The sequence below is a fragment of the Alteromonas hispanica genome (genome assembly GCF_010500915.1).
Classification (GTDB): domain Bacteria; phylum Pseudomonadota; class Gammaproteobacteria; order Enterobacterales; family Alteromonadaceae; genus Alteromonas; species Alteromonas hispanica.
Genome location: NZ_JAAAWP010000002.1, coordinates 161,744 through 185,558 on the forward strand (window position 1 = coordinate 161,744; position 23,815 = coordinate 185,558).

Annotated in this window: 22 protein-coding genes and 1 tRNA gene; 16 read left to right on the forward strand and 7 right to left on the reverse strand. The window is 43.7% G+C overall.

The window, feature by feature from the left end; genetic code table 11:
* Nucleotides 1-110 precede the first annotated feature (110 nt).
* Nucleotides 111-3,998 carry a phosphoribosylformylglycinamidine synthase gene (gene purL / locus GTW09_RS03655; protein ID WP_163110174.1) on the forward strand — a complete coding sequence of 1,296 codons (3,888 nt, stop codon included), beginning with the start codon at nucleotides 111-113 and terminating at the stop codon, nucleotides 3,996-3,998.
* A 183-nt stretch (nucleotides 3,999-4,181) separates the two neighbouring features.
* A complete protein-coding gene (locus GTW09_RS17440; protein ID WP_198033550.1) occupies nucleotides 4,182-4,322 on the forward strand; it encodes a hypothetical protein in 141 nt (46 codons plus the stop codon).
* A 141-nt stretch (nucleotides 4,323-4,463) separates the two neighbouring features.
* Here the strand turns inward: GTW09_RS17440 and smrA are convergent, their stop codons facing one another.
* From smrA to GTW09_RS03670, 3 genes are all read right to left on the reverse strand, one after another.
* Complete coding sequence (gene smrA / locus GTW09_RS03660; protein ID WP_163110176.1) at nucleotides 4,464-5,051, reverse strand: DNA endonuclease SmrA; 588 nt, start codon at nucleotides 5,049-5,051, stop codon at nucleotides 4,464-4,466.
* A gap of 420 nt (nucleotides 5,052-5,471) precedes the next feature.
* Nucleotides 5,472-5,547: transfer RNA gene (locus GTW09_RS03665), tRNA-Arg, on the reverse strand.
* Nucleotides 5,548-5,611: 64 nt separating this feature from the next.
* Nucleotides 5,612-6,793: a flagellar assembly protein T N-terminal domain-containing protein gene (locus GTW09_RS03670; protein ID WP_163110178.1), complete on the reverse strand. Its 1,182-nt coding sequence runs from the start codon at nucleotides 6,791-6,793 to the stop codon at nucleotides 5,612-5,614.
* A gap of 359 nt (nucleotides 6,794-7,152) precedes the next feature.
* Here GTW09_RS03670 and GTW09_RS03675 point away from each other — a divergent pair, with 359 nt between their 5' ends.
* The gene (locus GTW09_RS03675; protein WP_071979708.1) at nucleotides 7,153-7,650 is read left to right on the forward strand and encodes an LPP20 family lipoprotein; all 498 of its coding nucleotides are present in this window, start codon (nucleotides 7,153-7,155) and stop codon (nucleotides 7,648-7,650) included.
* Between the two features lie 75 nt (nucleotides 7,651-7,725).
* On the opposite strand, the gene flgN is transcribed toward GTW09_RS03675, so the two are convergent.
* From flgN to flgA, 3 genes are all read right to left on the reverse strand, one after another.
* Complete coding sequence (gene flgN / locus GTW09_RS03680) at nucleotides 7,726-8,157, reverse strand: flagellar export chaperone FlgN (protein ID WP_163110180.1); 432 nt, start codon at nucleotides 8,155-8,157, stop codon at nucleotides 7,726-7,728.
* 159 nt (nucleotides 8,158-8,316) lie between these two features.
* Entirely contained in the window at nucleotides 8,317-8,646 is a 330-nt protein-coding gene (gene flgM / locus GTW09_RS03685) for a flagellar biosynthesis anti-sigma factor FlgM (protein ID WP_071979706.1), read from the reverse strand.
* A gap of 103 nt (nucleotides 8,647-8,749) precedes the next feature.
* Nucleotides 8,750-9,478, reverse strand: a complete 729-nt coding sequence (gene flgA, locus GTW09_RS03690) for a flagellar basal body P-ring formation chaperone FlgA (RefSeq protein WP_163110182.1) — start codon at nucleotides 9,476-9,478, stop codon at nucleotides 8,750-8,752.
* 216 nt (nucleotides 9,479-9,694) lie between these two features.
* On the opposite strand from flgA, the gene GTW09_RS03695 reads away from it, so the two are divergent.
* From GTW09_RS03695 to flgL, 13 genes are all read left to right on the forward strand, one after another.
* Complete coding sequence (locus GTW09_RS03695) at nucleotides 9,695-10,624, forward strand: chemotaxis protein CheV (protein ID WP_071979704.1); 930 nt, start codon at nucleotides 9,695-9,697, stop codon at nucleotides 10,622-10,624.
* Nucleotides 10,625-10,639: 15 nt separating this feature from the next.
* Nucleotides 10,640-11,470, forward strand: coding sequence for a CheR family methyltransferase (locus tag GTW09_RS03700; RefSeq protein ID WP_071979703.1), 831 nt, complete (start codon nucleotides 10,640-10,642; stop codon nucleotides 11,468-11,470).
* A 180-nt stretch (nucleotides 11,471-11,650) separates the two neighbouring features.
* Nucleotides 11,651-12,082, forward strand: coding sequence for a flagellar basal body rod protein FlgB (gene flgB, locus GTW09_RS03705; protein WP_163110183.1), 432 nt, complete (start codon nucleotides 11,651-11,653; stop codon nucleotides 12,080-12,082).
* Between the two features lie 2 nt (nucleotides 12,083-12,084).
* The gene (gene flgC, locus GTW09_RS03710) at nucleotides 12,085-12,507 is read left to right on the forward strand and encodes a flagellar basal body rod protein FlgC (protein ID WP_163110184.1); all 423 of its coding nucleotides are present in this window, start codon (nucleotides 12,085-12,087) and stop codon (nucleotides 12,505-12,507) included.
* 31 nt (nucleotides 12,508-12,538) lie between these two features.
* Nucleotides 12,539-13,225, forward strand: coding sequence for a FlgD immunoglobulin-like domain containing protein (locus tag GTW09_RS03715; protein ID WP_163110186.1), 687 nt, complete (start codon nucleotides 12,539-12,541; stop codon nucleotides 13,223-13,225).
* A gap of 14 nt (nucleotides 13,226-13,239) precedes the next feature.
* The gene (gene flgE, locus GTW09_RS03720) at nucleotides 13,240-14,625 is read left to right on the forward strand and encodes a flagellar hook protein FlgE (RefSeq protein WP_163110188.1); all 1,386 of its coding nucleotides are present in this window, start codon (nucleotides 13,240-13,242) and stop codon (nucleotides 14,623-14,625) included.
* Nucleotides 14,626-14,870: 245 nt separating this feature from the next.
* Complete coding sequence (flgF, locus tag GTW09_RS03725; RefSeq protein ID WP_163110190.1) at nucleotides 14,871-15,614, forward strand: flagellar basal-body rod protein FlgF; 744 nt, start codon at nucleotides 14,871-14,873, stop codon at nucleotides 15,612-15,614.
* 56 nt (nucleotides 15,615-15,670) lie between these two features.
* A complete protein-coding gene (flgG, locus tag GTW09_RS03730) occupies nucleotides 15,671-16,459 on the forward strand; it encodes a flagellar basal-body rod protein FlgG (protein WP_071979697.1) in 789 nt (262 codons plus the stop codon).
* An 11-nt stretch (nucleotides 16,460-16,470) separates the two neighbouring features.
* Nucleotides 16,471-17,163 carry a flagellar basal body L-ring protein FlgH gene (gene flgH, locus GTW09_RS03735; RefSeq protein WP_163110192.1) on the forward strand — a complete coding sequence of 231 codons (693 nt, stop codon included), beginning with the start codon at nucleotides 16,471-16,473 and terminating at the stop codon, nucleotides 17,161-17,163.
* A gap of 16 nt (nucleotides 17,164-17,179) precedes the next feature.
* On the forward strand, nucleotides 17,180-18,295 hold the full coding sequence (locus GTW09_RS03740) for a flagellar basal body P-ring protein FlgI (protein WP_071981255.1): 1,116 nt from the start codon (nucleotides 17,180-17,182) through the stop codon (nucleotides 18,293-18,295).
* Nucleotides 18,296-18,307: 12 nt separating this feature from the next.
* On the forward strand, nucleotides 18,308-19,264 hold the full coding sequence (gene flgJ, locus GTW09_RS03745; protein WP_163110194.1) for a flagellar assembly peptidoglycan hydrolase FlgJ: 957 nt from the start codon (nucleotides 18,308-18,310) through the stop codon (nucleotides 19,262-19,264).
* A gap of 14 nt (nucleotides 19,265-19,278) precedes the next feature.
* Complete coding sequence (gene flgK / locus GTW09_RS03750) at nucleotides 19,279-21,321, forward strand: flagellar hook-associated protein FlgK (protein WP_163110196.1); 2,043 nt, start codon at nucleotides 19,279-19,281, stop codon at nucleotides 21,319-21,321.
* Nucleotides 21,322-21,328: 7 nt separating this feature from the next.
* Nucleotides 21,329-22,552, forward strand: coding sequence for a flagellar hook-associated protein FlgL (gene flgL, locus GTW09_RS03755; RefSeq protein WP_163110198.1), 1,224 nt, complete (start codon nucleotides 21,329-21,331; stop codon nucleotides 22,550-22,552).
* Nucleotides 22,553-22,663: 111 nt separating this feature from the next.
* On the opposite strand, the gene GTW09_RS03760 is transcribed toward flgL, so the two are convergent.
* The gene (locus GTW09_RS03760) at nucleotides 22,664-23,647 is read right to left on the reverse strand and encodes a hypothetical protein (protein WP_163110200.1); all 984 of its coding nucleotides are present in this window, start codon (nucleotides 23,645-23,647) and stop codon (nucleotides 22,664-22,666) included.
* Nucleotides 23,648-23,815: the final 168 nt, after the last annotated feature.

A 23,815-nucleotide genomic window follows, 5' to 3' on the forward strand; every position in this document is an offset into this window, starting at 1 on the left:
GTTACCAAGTGACCATAATTGCTCTATAATCCGCGCCGAATTACTCATCAATCTAAGAGGCAACGCGTCGCATTGGTGGTCGTTGTTTCCAAACAACCAGGTAAAGCACTATGTTGGTCCTTCGAGGCGCTCCCGCACTATCAGAGTTTAACCAAACTAAACTGATTGCAAAGCTGGGTCAATCCGGCGTTAAGGTTAAAAACCTTTACAGTGAATATGTTCACCTAGTAGATTCTCAAGGTGGTTTGTCTAAACAGCAAATAGAAATACTAGAGAAATTGCTCACTTATGGGCCCGCAAGGCAGACGCAGTCGCCTTCTGGAACTCTTTTCTTTATCACTCCTCGCCCCGGCACTATCTCTCCTTGGTCTTCAAAAGCCACCGACATTGCTCACAATTGCAGCCTTGAAAATATTAACCGCATTGAACGTGGTTGTGCATATTACGTAGATACTGAAGAAGCGTTGAGTGAAGCGGACTTTGCTTTGATTGCCAGTTTCTTGCACGATCGCATGACAGAGTCTGTATTCACACATACCGATGACGCCAACGTATTATTTGCTCAAGCAACAGCAAAAAGTTTCACTTCGGTTGAAATACTAGAACATGGAAAAGGTGCGTTGATAGCAGCTAATGTGTCTTTAGGATTAGCCCTTGCTGATGATGAGATTGATTACCTGTTTGACAGCTTTACCACATTGGGAAGAAACCCAACCGACGTAGAACTTTATATGTTTGCTCAAGCAAACTCTGAACATTGCCGTCATAAGATATTTAACGCTAGCTGGACGATTGATGGAGAAGATCAGGAAAAGTCTCTTTTCAAAATGATCAAAAACACCTATGAGATACTGCCAGATAATGTGTTTTCTGCTTACAAGGACAATGCTGCAGTAATGGAAGGATGGCAGGCTGGCCGATTTTTCCCTAACCCCCAATCTCATCAATATGAATACCATCATGAGAATATCGATATTCTTATGAAAGTGGAAACTCATAACCACCCTACAGCCATTTCTCCCTTCCCCGGCGCCGCAACAGGTTCAGGTGGAGAAATTCGCGACGAGGGCGCCACAGGTCGCGGCTCTAAACCTAAAGCAGGCTTAGTGGGTTTCACTGTTTCAAACCTTCGTATTCCTGGGTTAGAGCAGCCATGGGAAACCGAATATGGTAAACCTCAGCGCATTGTTAGTGCACTCGATATTATGACGGAAGGTCCGTTAGGTGGCGCTGCGTTCAACAACGAATTTGGCCGTCCAAACCTTTTGGGTTACTTCCGTACCTACGAACAGGAAGTGAATAGCTTTAATGGCGTAGAAGTGCGTGGTTATCACAAGCCAATCATGCTAGCCGGAGGTTTAGGGAACATCCGCCGCGATCAAATTGAGAAAGGTGAAATTACTGTAGGCGCTAAGCTTATTGTTCTAGGCGGTCCAGCAATGAACATTGGTTTAGGTGGCGGAGCAGCGTCATCTATGGCATCGGGTCAATCTAACGAAGATTTAGACTTTGCTTCAGTTCAGCGCGAAAATCCTGAAATGGAACGCCGCTGTCAAGAAGTTATCGATGCGTGTTGGCAGCTAGGTGAAAATAATCCAATTCAGTTTATTCATGATGTCGGTGCAGGTGGTTTATCAAATGCCTTACCTGAACTTGTAAGCGATGGGGGGCGTGGCGGTAACTTTGAACTTAGAAAAGTGCTGTCTGATGAGCCAGGGATGACACCACTAGAATTATGGTGTAACGAGTCTCAAGAGCGATATGTAATGTCTGTGGCGCCGGAAAATATGCCTGTTTTCGAGGCAATTTGTCATCGCGAGCGAGCGCCTTTTGCAGTTGTGGGTGAAGCTACAGTTGAGGAGCACTTAAACCTTAACGACAGTCAATTTGATAACAAACCTATCGATATGCCTTTAGATGTATTGCTAGGTAAGCCGCCGAAAATGCATAGAGATGTTACTTCGGCCACATCACATTCTCCTGCATTCGATGACAGCGGCATCAGTATAAGTGAAGCAGTATCACGTGTGTTGTCGCTTCCTACTGTGGCGGAAAAAACCTTTCTTATCACAATTGGCGATCGCTCAGTAACAGGGTTAGTTCATCGCGACCAAATGGTTGGCCCTTGGCAAGTACCTGTAGCCGATGTAGCGGTAACGGCGAGTGCTTTCGATACGTACCACGGCGAGTCAATGGCTATGGGTGAAAGAACCCCTGTTGCCTTGTTGTCTCATGGCGCCTCTGCGCGTTTGGCCGTTGGCGAAGCGCTAACCAATATTGCCGCGTCTTACATTGGCGATATCAAGCGTATTAAGCTATCAGCAAACTGGATGACAGCGGCAGGGCATCCTGGTGAAGACGCCGGTCTTTATGAGGCTGTTAAAGCGGTGGGTGAAGAACTTTGTCCTGCGTTAGGACTCACTATTCCGGTAGGTAAAGACTCCATGTCGATGAAAACAGCATGGCAAGACGATGGAGAAGAAAAGGCAGTAACGTCGCCGCTATCTTTGGTAATTACTGCTTTTGGCGCGGTGAAAGATATCCGCAAAACGCTAACACCTCAGCTTAGAACAGACAAGGGCGAAAGCAAGCTTTTACTTATCGACCTTGGGGAAGGCAATAACCGCTTAGGTGCAAGTTGCTTAGCGCAGGTTTACAATCAGTTGGGTGATAGTCCAGCAGATGTTGTTTCTGCTCCTAGGCTAAAAAGCTTTTTTGACGCCATGCAGAGATTAATTGGCCAAGACCTGGTCCAGGCTTATCACGACCGTTCAGACGGTGGTCTGTTTACAACTGTGGCTGAGATGGCTTTTGCAGGCAAAACTGGAGTAACAATAGCTCTCGATAAATTGTCTGGTAGTGATATCTCTGTCTTGTTTAACGAAGAGCTTGGTGCTGTTATCCAAGTGCTAGACCGCGACATTGAAAAGGTGAGTGCTGTATTAGCTGAAAACGACATTGCTGCTATTACGCACGAAATTGGCACTGTTAATACCACCGACATGATTGAGTTTAATCGCAATGGGGTGGCAGTATTCGCTGATAGTAGAGTCGCAATGCGAACTACATGGGCTTCAACCACCTTTGAAATGCAAAAACTGCGTGATAATCCGCAATGTGCTGAACAAGAACATATCGCCAAGCAGGATGCAAAAGATCCGGGGCTACATGCTGTTTTATCTTACGATGTAAACGAGGATATTGCTGCTCCATATATTGCTAAGGGCATTAAACCGAAAGTTGCGATATTAAGAGAGCAGGGCGTGAATTCTCATCTTGAAATGGCTGCTGCTTTCACTCGAGCAGGTTTTGATGCGATTGATGTTCATATGAGCGATATTTTGTCCGGACGACGCTCTCTTGAAGATTTCGCTGGGTTAGCAGCATGCGGCGGTTTTTCATATGGTGACGTGTTAGGTGCCGGTGAAGGCTGGGCAAAATCAATCTTGTTTAACAGCATGGCAAGAGATCAGTTCGAGAGTTTCTTTACTCGAGATAACACGTTTAGCTTGGGTGTATGTAACGGCTGTCAGATGTTGTCGAATTTGAAGTCACTTATTCCTGGTACCGAACATTGGCCACACTTTGTTGCGAATCAGTCGGCTCGTTTTGAAGCTCGTGTCGCTATGGTGGAGGTGACTAAGTCTAATTCTGTACTTCTCGACTCAATGGCCGGCTCTCGTATGCCAATTGCGGTTTCGCACGGTGAAGGACAGGCTGAGTTCGCGTCTGAGGATATGCTGAAAGCCGCTGGTGAACATGTTGCGCTTCGATACGTGGACAATTATGGTAACCAGACCATGCAGTATCCAGCTAACCCGAATGGATCGCCACAAGGGATCACGGGGTTAACATCAGCAGATGGGCGAAGCACTATTATGATGCCGCATCCTGAGCGTGTATTCAGAGCGGTAGCGAATTCATGGTGCCCTGATGATTGGCAGGAAGACGGAGCGTGGATGCGTATATTCAGAAACGCCCGTAAGTTTGTGGGGTAATCATTTAGGGGGAATTAGTGTCAAACCATTGGCTTAGGTGTCAAAAAGTTGTTTTTAACCCTTGTCATAGGTTTGTCACTGATCTATTGTAGTGCAGCACGGAACGCTATTAGGTTACAGGAGTTGAATTGGGTTGCACTAGCAATTGGTAACAATGCTAGTTTAAATAATAAGAGACGAACAATGAATCGTTCCTCAAAAGGGTTTGGCTTGACTGGAGTCGCAGTGGCAGTGGTGTTGATGTTTATCACTGCTGTATTTAGTACTTCTGCGAAATCTGCTGAAGCTCCAACAACGCTAAGTGTGCAATCTTCAGTTAAGTAGTCTGAAAAATTAATAAAGCCCGCAATGAGGTCACTCACGGCGGGCTTTAATCATTCTGAGCAAACCTACTTATTTACTTCAAAGAACGTATCTAGGTTCTGTTTTAGTCGACTTTCATAGTAAATCAATCCAGTAAACATCTCAGCCTTTTCTGTTTTTTTCTCTATTTATTAGCTTTTGTTGCGGATGCTTTTTTAGCAGAACATAGGTAGCGCCAAAACCTCCGTGCATAGGCTGTGCAGTGTGAAACGCAATAACCTTCTCAAGTTCACGCAACCAATGGTTTACATAGCTTTTCTTTAAACCGGGGAAAGGCTTACTGTTTTCACCTGTTCCATGCTTCACAATGAGTGCCCGTATACCCCGTTCATGACCTGCACAAATTTGCTTGTAAAGAAGCTCTCGGCTTTCTTGCAGTGTTTTACCCGCTAAACTGACAGCCAGCTCGAGAGGGTATTTACCTAGCCTTAACTTTTTAAATACGCCGTCTTGAATTCCCGGTTGCTGAAACTGAATAAATTCATCGGGAGGTACTGGCTTTACACCTTCCATACTTAATGGATTTTTGAGCGTATCGCGAACCTGTATTTGCTGAGAGGCTCGCTTTTGTTTTTCAGCCAGCGCTGCGTCGGGGTCATGCAGTAACGCTTTGTCGTTAGAGGTAATGGGTTTTACATCTTGCATTTCAGCAAAAAAAGAATCTAGCTCTTCGCGTTCGAAATGGCTCATTAACATTCCCCTTGTGAATACCTTGAATCTGCACCGAGCGAATAAAAAGACTCATAATGCTTACTAAGGATAGTTTTATACACTAAAACACAATGTAGGGATTAGCTAATAACATTTAAATAGGAAGCTAAAAAATAGCGCCCGGTTCATTGAGCATTTCTATCACGTCCCAGACGTCTTTTGTGCCATCCTCTGTTTCTGATTCATTACTTTCAGATGAACAGCACTCACTTAAGTTATTCATATTATTCTTTCGGTTCATAAAGCTACTTTTTATTAAAGTATTACCCACTTTATGCAAATAACAAAAAATAATGGGGGCCAGACAAGTTTTACCTAAGAGACAATGGATGAGATTCTTTACAATGAAATGCATTCACGCTGAAAAGATGAGTACTATGGCTTAATACCCTTCGGTGGTGGCGTCCCCACGAGGACTCGAACCTCGATCAGCGGCTTAGGAGGCCGCAGTTTTATCCTGTTAAACTATAGGGACACAGCACAACATTATACTTAGATAAGATGAATACGGAACCCTTTGGTTTACTTACTTTTTATCTTCATTTTTTCACTACAAAGTCATTTTCTTGAATGTTGGCTACAAGTCCAGACTGTTTGTGAATAATAGTAGAAGAATTAGCAAACGTATTTTCGACAACAAATGTACCGGGGTAGAGCGAGTATTGGAGGAATTTTTTACCCTTGTTGTCCATTATCTCTTTTGCCTGATATAGCATTAGCTCATCATTTTCTTCTATACCATTATCCCTTCCAAGAGAAATAGAAATGATATCTCCTGCTACATTGATTACACGTCCGGTCGTTGGCTGACACGCAATCGATTCTTTAATATCTTGAATAGCGTCAAGTAATAAATCTTGAGTTTTTCGGCCGTAAATAGACTGCCAAAAATAATTTGAATGCTCGTCAATTTGCTCAAATCGGTCGAAGGTCCACTCTGCATGTGTATTATATGATTTGGTAAATAATCTTCCGCCATTGATGCCATCAAAGACTTCTAATGTAATAGCAAAGTATCTATCTACTTTGTCGTCGCTCCATGGGGTGAATACTGAGGCGGGTTGTCTATCAATACTCAAGTCATCGATAGTGCCGATGATAGCGAACTGTGAATTACCATATTGTGCTAGCGAGCGAACATTTTGTTCAGTGTACTCGCTTTTAAACTTCGCAGTATGAGGAGCAATATAGGCAAGCCTGAGGTTATCAGTGGTTTCAGACATAAGCTTGGCAAACTTATTCGTTACAGCCTCATCAAAATGTCTAATATTACCTTCTGTTAGTTGCTGCCTATTTGGGATTAAAAAGTATGTAGTGGCGAAAAGTTTTTTATCATTACCTGCATTACATGTTCTGGTTGCTGGAAATATATCTGCTCTAATACTGACAGTAAAAATCTCGCCATTGTATCTTTCATCGATAATTTCAATTTGTTCTACTTCGCCATTACTGCGAATTGTCAGTTCTTCGTTTTCTAGAAGCCCATTTGTGAGCTGTTGAACACTATTCACTGATGCTCCGGAGAAAAGCATGGCTTGCTTGAGCGCTTCTTCAATAGCTTCTCGCTTCGCCGCTTCTTTATCGCCATTTAAGATAATTGCCTGACCTTTGGCTTCATACCACATGGCATGCGCCTGCCCATGTAAAAAGGCCACTAGGCAAACCAATGCCACGACCGCATTAAGCAGCATGACATAAACTTTCGATTTGTTACTTAACATGTCGACCTCTTGATATTACTTAGGTGCTAATCCAGAAGCATGTTTAGCTAGAATTGGCTTTAAAAGAAAGTAAACGTAAAGCGAAATTCAAACTTTGCGCTGAGATACCAGAGCACATGACCTAAGTTATGCTAGAACAATGCCATATCTTTACTGAGAAGTGCCTTAATGCAATTAGGTGGAAATATTGGAAGGGGTTTACCAGTGTAAAGATGTTTAGGTACAAATTTTGCTTTTCTTTTTTGTCACATACGTTAAAACGCAAGCTAGGGTGCTAAAGCACTTCACTCTTGTCAGAGTTCTAAAGCAATACGAGAAGTGGCAACCAAAAGGCAATAGCTAAGACAGGAATATGTGTCATGAAGTTACTAACAGTCCATACATCAACAGTGAGTGCAATAGTGAGAACAATCATCCTATTTATTGGCGTTACTATGGGGCTTACAGGTTGCGGTGTTATTGATAAACATATTGAGTGGGAAAGTGTCGAGCCAAATACGTATCCTGTGCTCACCGCTGTTGGTTATGCGCCCATCGAGTCTCAGCAAGGTAGCAATGCAAATGTAAAGCGACTAATGGCAATGAAGGCGTCAAAGCTAGAAGCTTACCGAGAGCTTGCAGAGCAAGTTTATGGCCAGCGTATCGAAGGTTCGCAGTCGCTTTCAAGCTTAGTAGTGAATAGCGAGTCTTTACGAGCTTCTGTAGACGGCGTTATTCGAGGAGCAAAAGTGGTAAAAACGTATCCAGTGGGAGAAGACACTTATGTCACAGAATTGACGCTGGATATGAAAAGGGTTTACGACATCTATCTGACTACAGCAAAACCCCGTAGAGTTAAAAACGTCACTTATTACTAATTGCTAAATCACTTTAAAAACAACATCGCACCATTATGCGCTTAGCTAGTTATCTACTAGCTATGTAACTACTAGCTAAGCACTTACTCCTGAACCCAAAGTACCGCCTTTAGGTTTTCCCTTCTTATCATAGGTGAGTGATTCTTTTGCGCGCAATTCCATCATTAAATTACGAAGGTGGGTTAGCCGAAGTTGACCCTGCTCAACGGCTTTTTGATTTACCTGTGTGCGGTACTTGCAATCATCGAGAAGAGCCTTTGCTTTTTCTGTAAGCACCTCATCTTCCTCACTATATGTTTGCCCTTGGTCAATTAAGGCTTCGGCCGCTGCATCTATCTTTTGGATGTCTTCTAACAACTGAGCTTTTTCGTCTAACAAAGCCATGAGGGATTCAGCTTCGCGAGAGCTAATTAACTGTAGCTCTCTTTCTAATAGTGCCGACAACGCAGTTAACTTGTCCACTTGGTTTTGAAGTATCGATGTTAAGTTTACTGTTTGCTCGCTCACTGAAAGCTCTCTTTTAAATACGGTGCGTTGAAAAAGATGTTACAGATAGCATAGCACTGTGACTTTCTTTGTAAATGCTGCGGCATATTTCAAGAATACTCACTTGCACCCTCACTACTGAGCACTGAGTGTATTCGCAAAAGTCATCAGCAACGCAAATCACTTAGAACCGAAAATTTCAGCTTCTGCTTTCGCGATCTTGTTCGCCAGTACTTCAGGATTAATTTGGTAGTCACCGCTTTGAATTGCTTTTTTCAAACGGTCCACTTTTTCCTGATTCACTGGTGCTTCAGTACCTTTCTTCTGAACTTGGTTTAACTGCTGAGCAGATTGCGTTAACGAAACGGAATCTTGACGGGGTGCTGGAGCTGCCGTTGCAGTTTTTGACGCAGCTTGCTGCTGCGCTTGTTGTGTCTGATTTTGCTGAGACACCTTACCATTATCAACGGGATTTTTCGGTAACCCATTGTTTATATTGTTAATAGCCATAATAGTTCCTCACTACCTTTTCACCTCTGTATAGGGTATCGGCGAAAGCCCCGTTATCTTTAGCTTTAAATAGCGCAAAAAGGATAGTTTTTCTATGCTAATTTTATAATTGTATCACGACTTTCTCTGTACTGGCGACTCTGGCTATAACAGTCTTTTTAGAGCTTGCGTTAAGTACCTGAATACTATCGCCAACCACGCCATCTTGCTGTGCGATACCCGCAGTTCTCACTTTCATTTTACCTACTTCGGCAGAAATGGTGATCCGGTCACCTTTGCATACAAAGCAAAGCATATTTGCTTGGATTGCTTGGCCATTTGTCGCTCGCCTCTTCATTCTAGCGCCTACCAGCGAGTCAATTTCTGTGAACGTCGTGTAACGGAGTTGACGAACATCCACGCTCGCCATTGTTAAATTCGACGACGATAAAACTGTACCAGGGCTTACTGCCCCGCTGGTAACAACAATATCTTTTGTTCTCGATACTTGGCCGCTAGTAAACAAATACCAATCATTGGTTTCACAACTCACGCGCACCGATATGTAGGACTGCTTCAGTGCGTCTTCTGAAGTGTGATAGCGGTATCCGGCAGAGCACTCAGGGATATTTATCCTATCGTCTATTTTTACTATGGCAACATCGATGTTAGTATCCTGCGAATTTTCAGATAGTTGCGTGATTAGATATTCACGAGCGCCGTTTTCTACAACGCGATGCAAATTTTCCATCGCGAAAGTGGAAAATGACATTACACTCGTTGCGGCACTTGATACTAAAAGTGCACAAACAGCGAGTTTTCTTACATGACTTTTACTATTTTGTTTTTTCATTGTGACTTTTCGTGTTCAGTTCGTGAGTTATTGGCTATGCTTAAGAGGTAAACGCGGGTTTTACCGACAGTTGCTTTTGAGAGTTGTTAACGCTACTGTCATTTTTTTGTCGTTTAATCTGCAAAAACCAAATGATATTGTCTATTTTGTATAGAAATACAAAGATGTAATGTTCATGACGCAATGTTCATGCCCAGAATTACCTAGAGGTGACTTATGTCGGGGATCTTAGATTCAGTTAACCAGCGCACACAGCTTGTGGGGCAGAATCGTTTAGAGTTATTGCTATTTAGATTAAACGGTCGCCAGCGTTTTGGTATAAACGTATTTAAAGTCCGAGAGGTTCTTCAATGTCCTCCGTTAACCTCTATGCCAAAACTCAATCCTTTAGTGCGCGGCATTGCGCACATTCGTGGTCAGACTATTTCGGTAATCGATTTGAGTATGGCAACGAAGGGGCGAAAAATTGAAGATTTATCTAACGCGTTTATCGTTATCGCGGAATACAATCGTTCGGTTCAAGGGTTCTTAGTGGGCGCTGTTGAGCGCATAATTAATACTAATTGGGATGCCATCATGCCGCCCCCGCAAGGCAGCGGAAGAGCAAGCTATCTTACTGCGGTAACTGAAGTCGAAAACGAACTTATTGAAATCCTCGACGTTGAAAAAATACTCAATGAAATTTCTCCGTTAAACGCAGAGGTAAGCTCTGAGGTTGCCGAAGGGTTAACCACTGAAGGGCAAGAAAATAAGATTATTTTCATAGCTGATGATTCTACAGTAGCCAGAAATCAGGTTAAAAAAGCGCTAACGTCACTGGGTCTCGAAATCGAGCTAGCTAAAAACGGGCTTGAAGCACTTAAGCGATTGAAAGAGATTGCCGAAGAGTATGGCGATATTACCAAGCGAGTGGGGGTTTTAGTCTCGGATATTGAAATGCCAGAGATGGATGGATATACGCTTACTGCCGAGATTAAAAACACTCCAGAACTGCAAAAGCTACATGTTGTTCTTCATACATCGCTAAGTGGTGTATTTAACCAAGCTATGGTTCAAAAAGTGGGAGCAGATGACTTCATCGCTAAATTCCATCCTGACGAGTTGGCTACTGCCGTTCAAAAGTGGTTAATGACTGAATGCGAATAACGGAGCACCAACGGATTGATTAACAAAGATGTTTCGCCAGAAAGCTACCTGAAATTTAGACAGTTTTTAGAGAAACAATGCGGGATTGTGCTTGGAGAGAACAAGCAATACCTGGTGCGGAGCCGACTTGCCTCATTACTCTACAAGTTTAAATATAACTCTGCCGACGAGCTGATCAATGTGGTTGTGCGTGGGCACGACCGTGCATTGCTTCAAAGCGTTATTGACGCTATGACAACTAACGAGACCTTATGGTTTCGCGACAACTATCCCTTTGATCTTTTGGTCAAAGAATTATTGCCCAGCCTCGCCAAAACAAATAGACATATAAAAATTTGGAGCGCGGCCTGTTCGTCAGGGCAAGAACCCTATTCGATTGCTATGTCGATTTTAGAGTTTCAACGACAGCGACCTGGTATTTTACGTGGTAGTGTTGACATTGTTGCCACCGACCTATCGTCTGAGATGCTTCAAAAATGCGAACTTGGCGTTTACGATGAGCTTTCTTTAGCTCGCGGTTTATCTCCTCAGCGGCGACAGGCATTTTTTCAGCAACATGAAATGGGCAGAATGCAAATAAAGCCTGAAGTCAGGCGCATGGTAACGTTTAAAAGCTTCAATCTGTTATCGAGCTACGCGGCCTTGGGGCGTTTTGATATCGTTTTTTGTCGTAATGTATTGATTTATTTCTCTGCTGATGTCAAACAGCGGATCCTGCAACAAATTGCCGGTCAACTGCAGCCCAAAGGTGTCCTTTTCCTTGGCGCTTCCGAGTCGATAAGTTCGGCAAGCGAAATATACTCTATGGTGAAATGTCAGCCAGGTCTCTATTATCAGAAAAAATAAAAGTGCTTTATTGCTGAAATTTAAGCACTTTTATCCTTTCCTATCACTTCTTATTCTACTTTTTATATCGTCAATTATTCAACATGGCATTCTGTTTGCTAATTCTTTCACTAAAACGCTAACTGACAATCGATCACAATTTAGTTAGCAGAGGTGTTTGAACAGCAGGGGTCATTTCATATGGCGATCAATTTAGACAAATTAGTTGGGTTCCATGAATCAGCACTGAAAATACGTACTGAGCGGATGGAGGTCATATCTGGCAATCTCGCCAATGCAAATACCCCTGGTTATAAAGCAAGAGACATAGACTTTAACAAAGCAATGCAGTCGGCCATGAACGAAGGTGTTCAAGGCAAACATAAGAGTAGTGGTGGGCTGGTACGCACCAATGAACGCCACTTAAGCGGCAATCCTTCGTCGGTAGCGGCAAATTTCGACATGCAGTATCGCATTCCAACCCAGCCTGACACAGGCGATGGCAACACGGTTGAAGTTCAGTCTGAGAGAAACCGTTTTTTAGACAATGGGCTTCGTTATCAAGCCAGCCTAGAATTTTTGAATGGAAAGGTTAAAGGCATGAAAAAAGCACTTGGCTCAGGAGGGCAGTAGCAATGAGTTTATTTAATGTTATGCAGATATCAAGTATGGGAATGGAGGCGGAAAACGTCCGTCTTAATACCACTGCAAGCAATATTGCCAACGCAAATTCAGTGAGCAGTAGTTACGAAGAAACTTATCGTGCTCGTCATCCAGTTTTTGCCTCTGCGTTACAAGATGCAATGAGAGACCAATCAAAAGGCGTGGGCGTTGAGGTTAAAGGTATTGTAGAGAGTGACGCACCGCTACAAGTGGAATATTCGCCAAACAATCCGATGGCTGATGCTGAAGGTTATATCTATAAACCAAATGTAAACATTGTCGAGGAGATGGCTAACATGATGTCAGCCTCGAAGGCTTACGAGACGAATGTTCAGGTAGCTGATACAACGAAACGCATATTCCGCCGTGTTTTACAGTTAGGGCAAGGACAGTAATGTGCCGTTTGGTTAACGTGAGGAAAAACCAGTGAACACAATTAATAATACCGGGCTTAACACCGACCTCTACTGGCAAGAAGAGAAGGTAAAAATTGCGGATGGCACCGAGCAGCAGCTTAATCAGGAAGACTTTTTCGCAATGCTTACAGAGCAGCTTGCTAATCAGGACCCGACTAAGCCGGTTGATAACGATCAAATGGTAGCGCAGATGACGTCGTTCACTATGGCCGACGGGATTTCTCAGCTCAATGAGAAATTTGAATCGTTTGCCTCTTCTATGACGTCAAACCAAGCACTCCAAGCATCGAGCCTTATAGGTCAGAACGTGCTTGTACAAGGCAATGTTGGCTTTATGGCGAATGATTCAAGTGGGATTTCTGGTGTCGTGGTAAATGAAGAAACGGTCCAGAATATGACTATCACTATCCAAAACCAATTTGGTGAAGTTATAAAAACCATTGATGCTGGTACTCAGACCGCCGGTAATATTCAGTTTGACTGGGACGGCAGAGATCAACGTGGCAACCCTATGCAGCCTGGTGAGTATGTTATTAGCGCCACGGGCGAGGTAAACGGTGAGGGTGTACAGCTTAATACAGCAGTAAACCGTCACGTAGGTAGCGTAAGTCTGGCCGGTAGCGGGCAGGGCGTAATTTTGAATTTGGATGGTGATGTCAGTATTAATCTCGACGACGTCATTCAAATCGGCAGTTAGTAGGAGAACAAATAATGTCTTTTAATATTGCACTGAGCGGCGTTTCGGCCGCGCAAAAAGATTTGGATGTCACAGCCAATAACATTGCAAACGTGAATACTGTAGGTTTTAAAGAATCCAGAGCTGAGTTTGGGGATGTGTATGCAGCATCACTGCTTGCTGGCGGTAAAACCAAAGTCGGTGATGGTGTACTCACGCAAGAGGTTGCGCAACAGTTTTCACAGGGCAGCTTACAGTTTACCAATACATCTCTTGATTTAGCTATAACAGGGAATGGCTTTTTTGCCACTGTGCCAGAGATTACATCTCGAGACTTCTCTTTTACTCGCGCGGGCCAATTCAAACTAGATGACGATAACTTCGTTGTAAATAGTAATGGTGATAACCTGCTTGGTTTTCCAGTAAACGCCGACGGAACAAGCGCTTCAGTTGCGTTGAGTACCACCGAGCCTGTTCGGATCCCTGATTCATCTGGTTCGCCTCAACAAACCTCAGAGGTGGATATTCGAATGAATTTACCTGCAGGAGATGTTGGTTTGGATCCTCAGGATTTTGATCCACAGGATCCACTGACGTATAACGCAGCAACGTCTGTTACTGTCTATGACTCATTAGGCGATAGTCATGTAATGACGTATTACTTCATTAAAGATAGTGCGCCTACCGCAGATAATGAGTGGTATGTGGTAACAGCTGTTGATGATCAATTGGTAGATATGACCGACTCAACAGGGGCAGATACCGACCCTGCCACCGCGGTAAACTCTGTTGGCGGAAATACAGGTAATGCAGTAACTGCTTCAAAACTGTTGTTTTCTCAAGGTGGTGACTTCAACGGAATGGAGACGCCTGACGGACTTCCAACCCTAGACTTTAAAATGCAAACTGAGGCACTAGGGCCAATAATTCTTGCTAACGGTTCTGACCCGAGTCAACAGATAAGCATAGATTTTAATTTAGATGTGAATAACGCCACGCCAAATGAGCCAACTCAATTTGCTTCTGCTTTCGAAGTAACGTCACTTGAGCAGGACGGCCTGCCGGTTGGACGTCTAACCGGTATTGATATTGGTCCCGATGGCTTGGTACGAGCGACATTCTCAAACGGTACATCAGAGCCTATTGTACGAGTTGCACTAGTTCGCTTTTCCAACGAGCAAGGTCTAACGCAGGAGAGTGGAACTCAGTGGAAAGAGAGTATTTTGTCGGGCGAAGCGTTAGCGGGCGAAGCCACCACGGGAACATTTGGTGAAATTAATTCATCTTCTCTTGAGCAAGCAAACGTTAACTTAACCACCGAACTTATCGATATGATCATTGCTCAGAGGAACTTCCAGGCAAACTCTAGAGCGCTTGAGATTAACAACTCGCTCAACCAGACAATTCTGAATATTAGATAATCGCCTAATCTATGATTTGCTGATTTCTAACTCTGAAGAGAAAAGCTTTTGTGGGTTGCTTTTCCTAAGTAAGTTGCTCTTCCAAAGTAAAAAAAGCCGTAGATATCATCTACGGCTTTTTTACAAAAATCTCTTTGTAAAACAATGTGACCTCTTCCTGTTTGTCACTCCTTATCTAAAGTAAAACAAAGTGGCACTTCCTTTGCAATATCTGTGTATGGTTTGAACAGAGTCAAAAGTCAGTCATGGATAAACTTCTTTATATTGCAGCTAGCGGTGCGTCTCAAGACCTTATGGCAACGGGGATTCGCTCTAATAACTTAGCCAATGCGCAAACGACAGGTTTTCGTGCTCAGCTAGAGCAGGCTAGAGCAATGCCGGCGTACGGCGAAGGTTTGCCTACCCGCGTTTTTTCAATGACAGAGAGTCCGTCAAACAATTATGAATCAGGTCCGATGATTAAAACCGATCGCGATTTAGATGTAGCGATACAGGGCGACGGTTGGTTTGCAGTTCAAGATGAAAACGGTCAAGAAGCCTACTCTCGAAACGGCAACTTCAAATTGGGTAGTGACGGAATATTGACAGACGTAAACGGGCGGGCTGTGTTAGGTGATAACGGTCCACTTTTTCTTCCGGTGCCATTAGATAACCTTACTATTGCAACGGACGGTACACTATCTATGAGACAGGTTGGGGCGCCGGCTAACGTTATAGAAACGGTAGGCAGAATTAAACTTGTTAGTCCTAACTATGCCGATATGGAAAGAGGCACAGACGGTTTATTTCATATGAAAGACGGTTCGGTTGCAGACCCGTCAGCCAATGTAAAAGTCATGTCTGGCATGTTAGAGGGTTCTAACGTTAACGCCGTTGAAGAAATGGTAGATATGATCAGTCTGCAGCGTCACTACGAGCTGCAAGTTAAAGTAATGAAGCAAGCGGAAGAACTCGATACCCGCGGCAACATGATGTTGCGAATTTTATAGTCACTCTTATTTTTGATAAATAATGGCGCGCAATGTCGCGTTGTTTGGAGGTTAACATGCACCCAGCACTGTGGATTAGTAAAACCGGATTAGATGCCGCTCAAACCGATGTGTCTGTGGTTTCTAACAACTTAGCAAATGCTTCTACGGTAGGTTTCAAAAAAGATCGCGCCGTGTTTGAAGATTTACTTTATCAGAACATTAACCAGCCTGGCGGACGTTCATCTGCGGATACCGAGCTGCCTTCAGGCCTCATGCTAGGCTCTGGGTCGAAAGTTGTTTCAACACAGAAGGCTCATACACAAGGAAACCTGCTTACCACAGATAATGCGTTAGATTTATCTATTCAAGGACGTGGTTATTTCGAAATTTTGCAGCCCGATGGCACAACAGCGTACAGTCGTAATGGACAGTTTGGTCTAAATGATCAAGGACAAATTGTAACGTCTGGCGCCGGTTATTTGCTTCAACCTCAAATTACAATTCCGCCAGATGCACAGCAGATTACTATTTCTCAAGATGGTCAGGTAAGCGTGAGTATTCGCGGGCAAGCGCAACCTCAACAGTTAGGTCAGATAAATATCGCTGATTTTGTGAACCCCACGGGATTACAGCCTATAGGTCAGAACCTTTATGCAGAAACAGTATCTAGTGGGTTTCCGGTGCGAGGCGTTCCTGGGCTTCAGGGGCTTGGAATGTTAGCGCAAGGTGCGCTTGAAACGTCTAACGTAAATGTGACTGAAGAATTGGTTAACTTGATTGAGAGCCAGCGTCTGTATGAAATGAACTCGAAAGTTATTTCATCAGTGGATCAGATGCTCGGACAAGTTATTCAGCAGTTGTAGGAGTGCTTATTATGCATCGTTTTGGCTTCTTATTATTTGCTCTTGTTGTATTAGCTACGCTATCTGGGTGTGAGAGTACTCCAGAGCAACCAGTACAAGCGAATGATCCTTTTTACGCCCCTATTATTCCAGACTATCCGAAAGAAACTATCATAGAGGATGGTTCCTTGTTCCGTGGACATTTAGCGAGAAGCCTTTATTCAGATGTTACTGCGCGCCAAATCGGTGACATTATCACCGTTGTGCTGAGTGAAAATACTGCTGCTACAAAGTCCGCAAATACCACAACGTCGAGAGAAACTTCTGCCGAGCTTGATCCCATCATTGGTCTTGGAGGCAATGCGGTAAATATTGGCTCCGAATCAATTCAACTTGGCATTGATGGCTCTAATGACTTTGCTGGAGACGCCGCAGCTAATCAAACTAACAGTCTTCAAGGTAGCATATCCGTTACTGTGGTAGATGTATTACCTAACAGTAACCTTGTAGTAAGGGGAGAAAAGTGGATGACCCTAAACCACGGAGATGAATACATTCGACTTACTGGAATAGTCAGACCTCTCGACATAGACCCCGATAACCAAGTGCAGTCTACTCGTATTGCCAATGCAAGAATTCAATATAGCGGTACTGGTTCATTTGCTAGTGCGCAAGAAAAGGGCTGGTTAGCGAAGTTTTTCTCTTCTCCTTGGTGGCCTCTTTAATATGGTGGGTTTTGTTATGCGCTCTTTAGTGGTTCTCATTATTGCATTATGTCTTTCAGGTCTTTCAGGCGCGGCGAGTGCGCAAAGAATAAAAGACGTTGCGTCTATCCAAGGCGTCCGTTCTAACCAGCTTATTGGCTACGGTTTGGTTGTAGGACTTCCAGGTACCGGTGAGCAGAACCCGTTTACCGAGCAAAGCTTTAGAACGATGCTGGCTAATTTTGGCATTAGGATGGACCCTAATATTCGGCCAAACGTCCGAAATGTGGCAGCCGTTGCCGTGCATGCCGAACTACCTGCTTTTAGCAAGCCAGGCCAAACCATTGACGTGACAGTGTCGTCGGTGGGTGAAGCGAAAAGCCTTCAAGGTGGCTCTTTATTACAAACATTTCTTCGCGGTGTAAATGGCGAAGTTTATGCGGTAGCGCAGGGTAGCCTTGTGGTTAGCGGCTTTGGTGCCGAGGGTGGAGACGGTTCACGAATTGTCGTCAATACGCCAACCGTGGGACGAATCCCAAATGGTGCAATGGTGGAGCGAGCAGTTCCAAGTGGTTTTGCCAACGGCGATTCATTAACACTCAACTTACATTACCCTGATTTCACTACGGCTAAGTCTTTGGCAGACACAATTAACGAGCGTTTAGGCGCAAGCCCTGAAAGTGGGTACGTTATTGCTACTCCCATTGATGCTGCATCGGTAAGAGTAACAGCCCCTCGCGATGCCGGTCAGAGAGTTGGCTTTTTAGCCACATTAGAAAACTTCGAGTTCACACCAGCAGATGCTCCCGCCCGCGTGGTGATAAATAGCCGTACGGGAACCATCGTCATTGGCAGTGAAGTCAGGCTTTTACCAGCGGCTATTACACATGGCGGGCTTACTGTAACTATTTCTGAAAATCAGCAAGTAGCTCAGCCTAATGCATTTGCCGACGGCGAGACAGCAGTTACCACACAATCCATTGTAGACGTAGATTTAGCGGATAGTCGCATGTTTAAGTTTGAACCTGGGGTAACGCTTGATCAGCTAGTGCGAGCGGTTAATGAAGTAGGCGCAGCGCCGGGCGACTTAATGGCAATCCTAGAAGCATTAAGACAAGCCGGCGCGTTGCGCGGTGAACTGATTATCATTTAAGGGTAATAGCTAATGGATTCACTCAGTACGAAAGGCCAGCTAGATATGGCTCGCAACGTTCACGACATGGGCAGTATCAATAAGATGCGCGAAGCCATTGCGTCGGGCGATGAAACTGTTTTGCAAGAAGCAGCAGAACAGTTTGAAGCGATTTTTGTACAGATGATGCTTAAGTCGATGCGTAAGGCGCAAGATGCGCTAGCTGATGAAGACAGCCCATTCAATTCTCAGCAGGTAAAGTTCTACCGTGATATGCACGACCAGCAGTTAGCCACCGACCTTACCGCAAACGGTGGTATGGGATTAGCAGATGTAATTGTAAAACAATTAGGGCGCACTGAAGATAGCTACACGCCAGCAAGCGTTATCCGTAGTGATGGCAACCTTTCATCGCTAAATACAGATAGAGCAAAATTTGTTGCACATGCTCAAGACATAGCCCTAGATTCGCACTCAGTAGGTACAAAGAGCGCACATAAAGATGCGATGTTTGACAGTCCTGAGCAGTTTGTAAAGTCGCTAATGCCTCATGCGGAAAAAATAGCAGCAAAGTATGGTTTAGATGCGAAAGCCATTGTGTCTCAAGCTGCAGTTGAGACTGGGTGGGGAAAATTTGTTATCCATTCGGCAGACGGTAAAAGCTCGCACAACCTTTTTGGAATAAAAGCGAGCAGCGATTGGAAAGGCGAGCAAGCCGTTGTTGATACCCTTGAATTTAATGGTTTGATACCGCAAAAGCAAAAAGCGGCATTCAGATCATACGAGTCTATAGGGGAGGCAATGGATGACTACGGTAGATTTATTGCCAGCCAACCACGTTACAGTGATGCGGTGAAAACTGGTCACAACGCACAAGGGTATACAAGAGCGCTGCAAGAAGCAGGTTACGCTACGGATCCGCAATACGCGGATAAGATTATGGCTGTTTATAACAGCGAACGACTTAACACCCTCGTACCGCCGAAATAAGGGAGATAAAACATATGAGTTCAGTAGATTTATTTTCCCTTGCCACTAGCGGTGTTAATGCCAGCGGAAAGTTGCTGCAAACAACCAGTAATAACATTGCAAATGTCAACACACCTGGCTATGTTCGCGAGCGCACTGAGCTAAATAACAGTCAAGTTTTTGGTGTTGAAATTGGAAACACAGAGCGAGTTATCAACGTCTTTGCGCAAAATCAGCTACGCAGAGATATTACTGCGGTAGGCGAATTAGAGGCGTTTTCTTCAAAAGCTTCAGCAATCGATACTCTCCTTGCTGGAGATGCTAATTCAATTTCGAAAGGCTTGAGTGAATACTTTTCAGCACTGCAAACTGCTGCTGATGATCCAACAAATTTAGCATCTCGAGAGCAAGTATTGGGCAAATCTGAATCTCTACTTCAGCGTATGAGAACACTTTCCGATTACATGATTGAAAAAGAGGAAGAGCTAAATCTAGAGTTCACGTCTTTAGTAAACAGAGCAAATACCCTAATTGGCAATATTGGCGACCTAAATGGAAACATTGTAATTGCCAACGGTAACAGTACAAGCGACCAACCCAGCGCGCTTCTTAATGAACGCGATAAGGCAGTTGATGAGTTGTCATCAATAATAGGAATTAATGTAAAAGAGAGTCAATCGCAGAACGGTGCTATAACAATTAATCTCACCTCAGGGGAGTCGTTGGTATTAGATAACGGGGCATTCAATTTATTTGAAGTCAACACAAATGCAGATTTATCGCTAAAGCAGTTAGCTCTTGAGACTAATTTTGGTTCTCAGACCAAAGGCGATGCCTCTTTGCGAGTACAAGAAAGTGATTTAGGCGGAGCCTTAGGCGGCCTGTTCAAATACAGAAATGAAGTGCTTGGGCCAACGATGCGTGATGTAGGGCAACTATCCGTAGCGTTTGCTGACTCGATGAACCAACAAAATAAACTTGGTATGGACCTAGATGGCCAGTTGGGTGGCAATATTTTTGATATTCCTACATTCAGAGGCTTAGCATATGAAGACACTAATGGTGATTATATTGTCACTGCACAAGTCACCGAGGGAATGGGCTCGCAATTAACGGATGCAGATTACAAGGTTGAAGTAAGAGCGGTATCGGCTGGTGTCCCTTCAGAAATTGAAATCACGCTGTTAAACGCTGACGGTACGCCAAAGAAAGATGGCTCAGGCAACGATGTCGTATTTTCCAATTTTGCGGTGTCGTCGGGCTTTAATGAGCTACCTGGTGGAATAGAAGTAGATTTCTCAGGACCTTCTAGTTACACGGTTGGCAACGAGTTCTTGATTCAACCTACGAAAACTATAGCGTCAAAAATCGACTTTAACACTACTCGACCTGAGGATCTTGCGTTCGCTACACCCGTTCGCGGCCAAGCCGATAATACAAACCTCGGTGATGCCAATGTTGTGAATGTTTCGGTGAACAATACAGAGGTTGGAAATTCAGCTTTTGACGGTGCAGGTGGATTACTAAGTACTGCCCCTGCGCAGATTCGTTTCACTGCTGCGGACGCCTATGACGTAATTGATGGCACAGGTTCTGTAGTAGCATCGGTGTCGGGCATTTCTGATTTAAACAACCTTATAAGCCAAGCTGGCATAACCCCTGCCCCCGGTTATGACCTAAGTTTAGATGGTGTGCCAAGAGCAGGGGATAGCTTTTCGATGGAGTACAACACGGATGGATTTAACGATAACAGTAACGCATTAAATTTAGCAGCACTACAAAACGAGAACCTTGTTCAAGTGAGTAGCGAGGCATCGAATACACAACGAACCTTTCAAGATGCCTACGCGTCAATGGTAGGAAGAATTGGTCAAGATGCATCTATGGCAAAAGTGTCCTTAGCTTCTGCAGAGGCAATGCAAGTGCAATCAGAGAACTGGTTTCAGTCTGTCTCTGGGGTAAGTTTAGATGAAGAAGCTGCTAACTTAATAAAGTATCAGCAAAGCTATGCCGCTGCAGCCCGCATTCTCACGACAGCACAAGAGCTTTTTAACACCATATTACAGTCTGCGAGGTAGTTAAAAAATGCGCATTTCGACAAACCAAATTTATGATCAAAATATCCGCTCTATCATGAATAATCAGGGAGAGCTATCTAAGACCCAAGAGCAGTTGGCGTCGGGAAATCGTATCATTACACCCAGTGATGACCCTGTAGGTGCTGCGAAGGTGCTTCGCTTGACGGAAGAAATTGATGAACTTACTCAGTTTCAACGAAATAATGACTTGGTGACTGGTTCTCTTGAACAACAAGAAGCTGTGCTTACCAATATTACAAACTCAATTAACAGAGCTCGAACCCTTATTGTTCAATCTGGTAATGGTATTTTAGCCGATCCTGATAAGCGAGCTATTGGCGCTGAGTTAGAGCAAATAAAGTTAGAAGTGTTTGATTTAATGAACACACAAGATGCTGATGGTAATTACCTATACGCAGGATACCAATCTGGAAATCAGGCATTTACATTTAATCCAGCGGCTAGCGGAAACGCAATATCCTTTTCAGGAGATGCTGGTGTGAGTTTCATTCAGTTATCGAATAGCTCTAAAATCCAATCAACAAGTAATGGGTATGAAGTATTTGAAAATGTACTTTCTCGTTTCAAGTTTTCTGTAACCGGTAATTCTGTTACGAGTTTAGAAAGCGCCTCTGTAAAAGAACAGGGTACCTTTGATACGTTTTTTGATAAGAATTATGACCCTGTAACACCCGCAAATAATAATTATCGCGTTAATTTTTTAGCTAGTGGGCAAGCAGAGCTCGTTAATCAAGGAACGGGAGCCGTGGTGGATACAGTTGGTTTTTCCTCTGGTCAGCCCTTTACCATAAAAGGCATGGAATTTAATGCCACTGCTGTGCCAGGCAATAGCATAGATTTCTCACTCGATACGCCAGAAAAGAAAAGCATGGCACAGTCTATCCATGAAATTCAGGAAATCCTGCTTGATAGCACAATCGATAATAGCGCTTTACAAGAATCGATAGCAGATGCTCTCGTTGGGCTAGATAATGGTCTTGAGAGGTTGTCTCTTGAAAGAGCGTCAATTGGTAGTCGTTTGAATATTGCACAATCGTCTTATGAGACGAATCTCGACATGGAAATAGCCGCAAAAGCATCGCGCTCTTCAATTCAAGATGTTGACTACGCGGAAGCGTCTTCTGAGTTTGCTAAGCAAGAAACTGCACTTAATGCAGCGCTAGCTACTTTCCCTAAAGTGAGTAACCTATCGCTGTTTAACTTCATCTAGCGAGAGCCAACATTTTAAGCAAAATGAACTAAGTGATAAATCAATAGCTATATCATTAAATAGCGTAAAAGTTATGCTTATTTAGGCAATTTGCCTAGTTTCTAACCAGTGTCATATTGTAGTATTCAGTGACTTGACTCCGCACAACTTTGCGAGATAAACACGTGATTGCCCATCAATATGACTAGAATAATACGAGGCATAAAGAATATCGTCGTTAATAACCAACCCTGGATAGCTAGTGTCTCCACCGCTTGGCAGAGTGACTAACTCTGACAATGTTTTCGTTTTGGTATTAAAATGCCATAACCTTGTAGAAAAACTTTCACTGTCCCAATCGACGTGTCTTCCGGCCACCAAAAAGTTTCCGTTTTCCAGTTTTGCCGCTGCCGGACCTCCAATATAAACTCCTAAATCATGCCATTCCCAATCAGAATAGGGAGGTGGAGAAAATCCAAATTGTGCACTGAAAGTATCTGCATCGCGTCGTAAAAAAACATTGGCGTTTCCTTGACCGTCGAATAACAGCGCGCTCTCGTTGGGATAGCCCTTTCCGGATTTTTCTAAGCCAAACACATTTTCTCTATAGCAATGCATAGAGTTATCAAGATTACCCCTGTATAAGCTGATTGATTCAGCTGCTCGGTTGTAGGCAAAGCCGTAAAAATATGACTTATACCTATCACAATTCCAAATCCACCAAGCATCATCTCCAAAGTGATTAGGGGCAGACCAGGTCTTACCATTTGTGGAGCTATAACTCACCATGTGGCGAGAGATACTTCCATTGTCTAGCAAGGTTTTTGCGTAAGCGGTGATGAAAAGGCATTCTCCATCAAACGAGAACTTGGGATCTCGCAGGTCACTTCCTGGTATTTGCAATTCTTGTAGGGTGTTAGACGTCATAGATTTTTTATCAATCTCGCACAACACTATTTTACCGTTGGGGCTGACATGTGTATCTGCTTCTCTGTAAACGCAAAGTAATGATGAAGAAGTACTATCAAACGGGTTTTCACATAAATCTGTAAATGCTGCGTGTTCGGCTGAGCGCGATATGCGTTTTATATTTTTTGTTTTCAAGTTATTTATCACATCGATTCTCTTATCAAAACTCTCTGATTTATATTGTTAAAACCATAGCATTGACGGCAACTAATTTCCTCCTATCGGCAATAATCGTAATTTTTTCTAAAGGGAATTTACATAGTGTCGATACAGTTTGTGAGAGAGCCAGTTCATCAATTACCCCTCAGGTGTTGA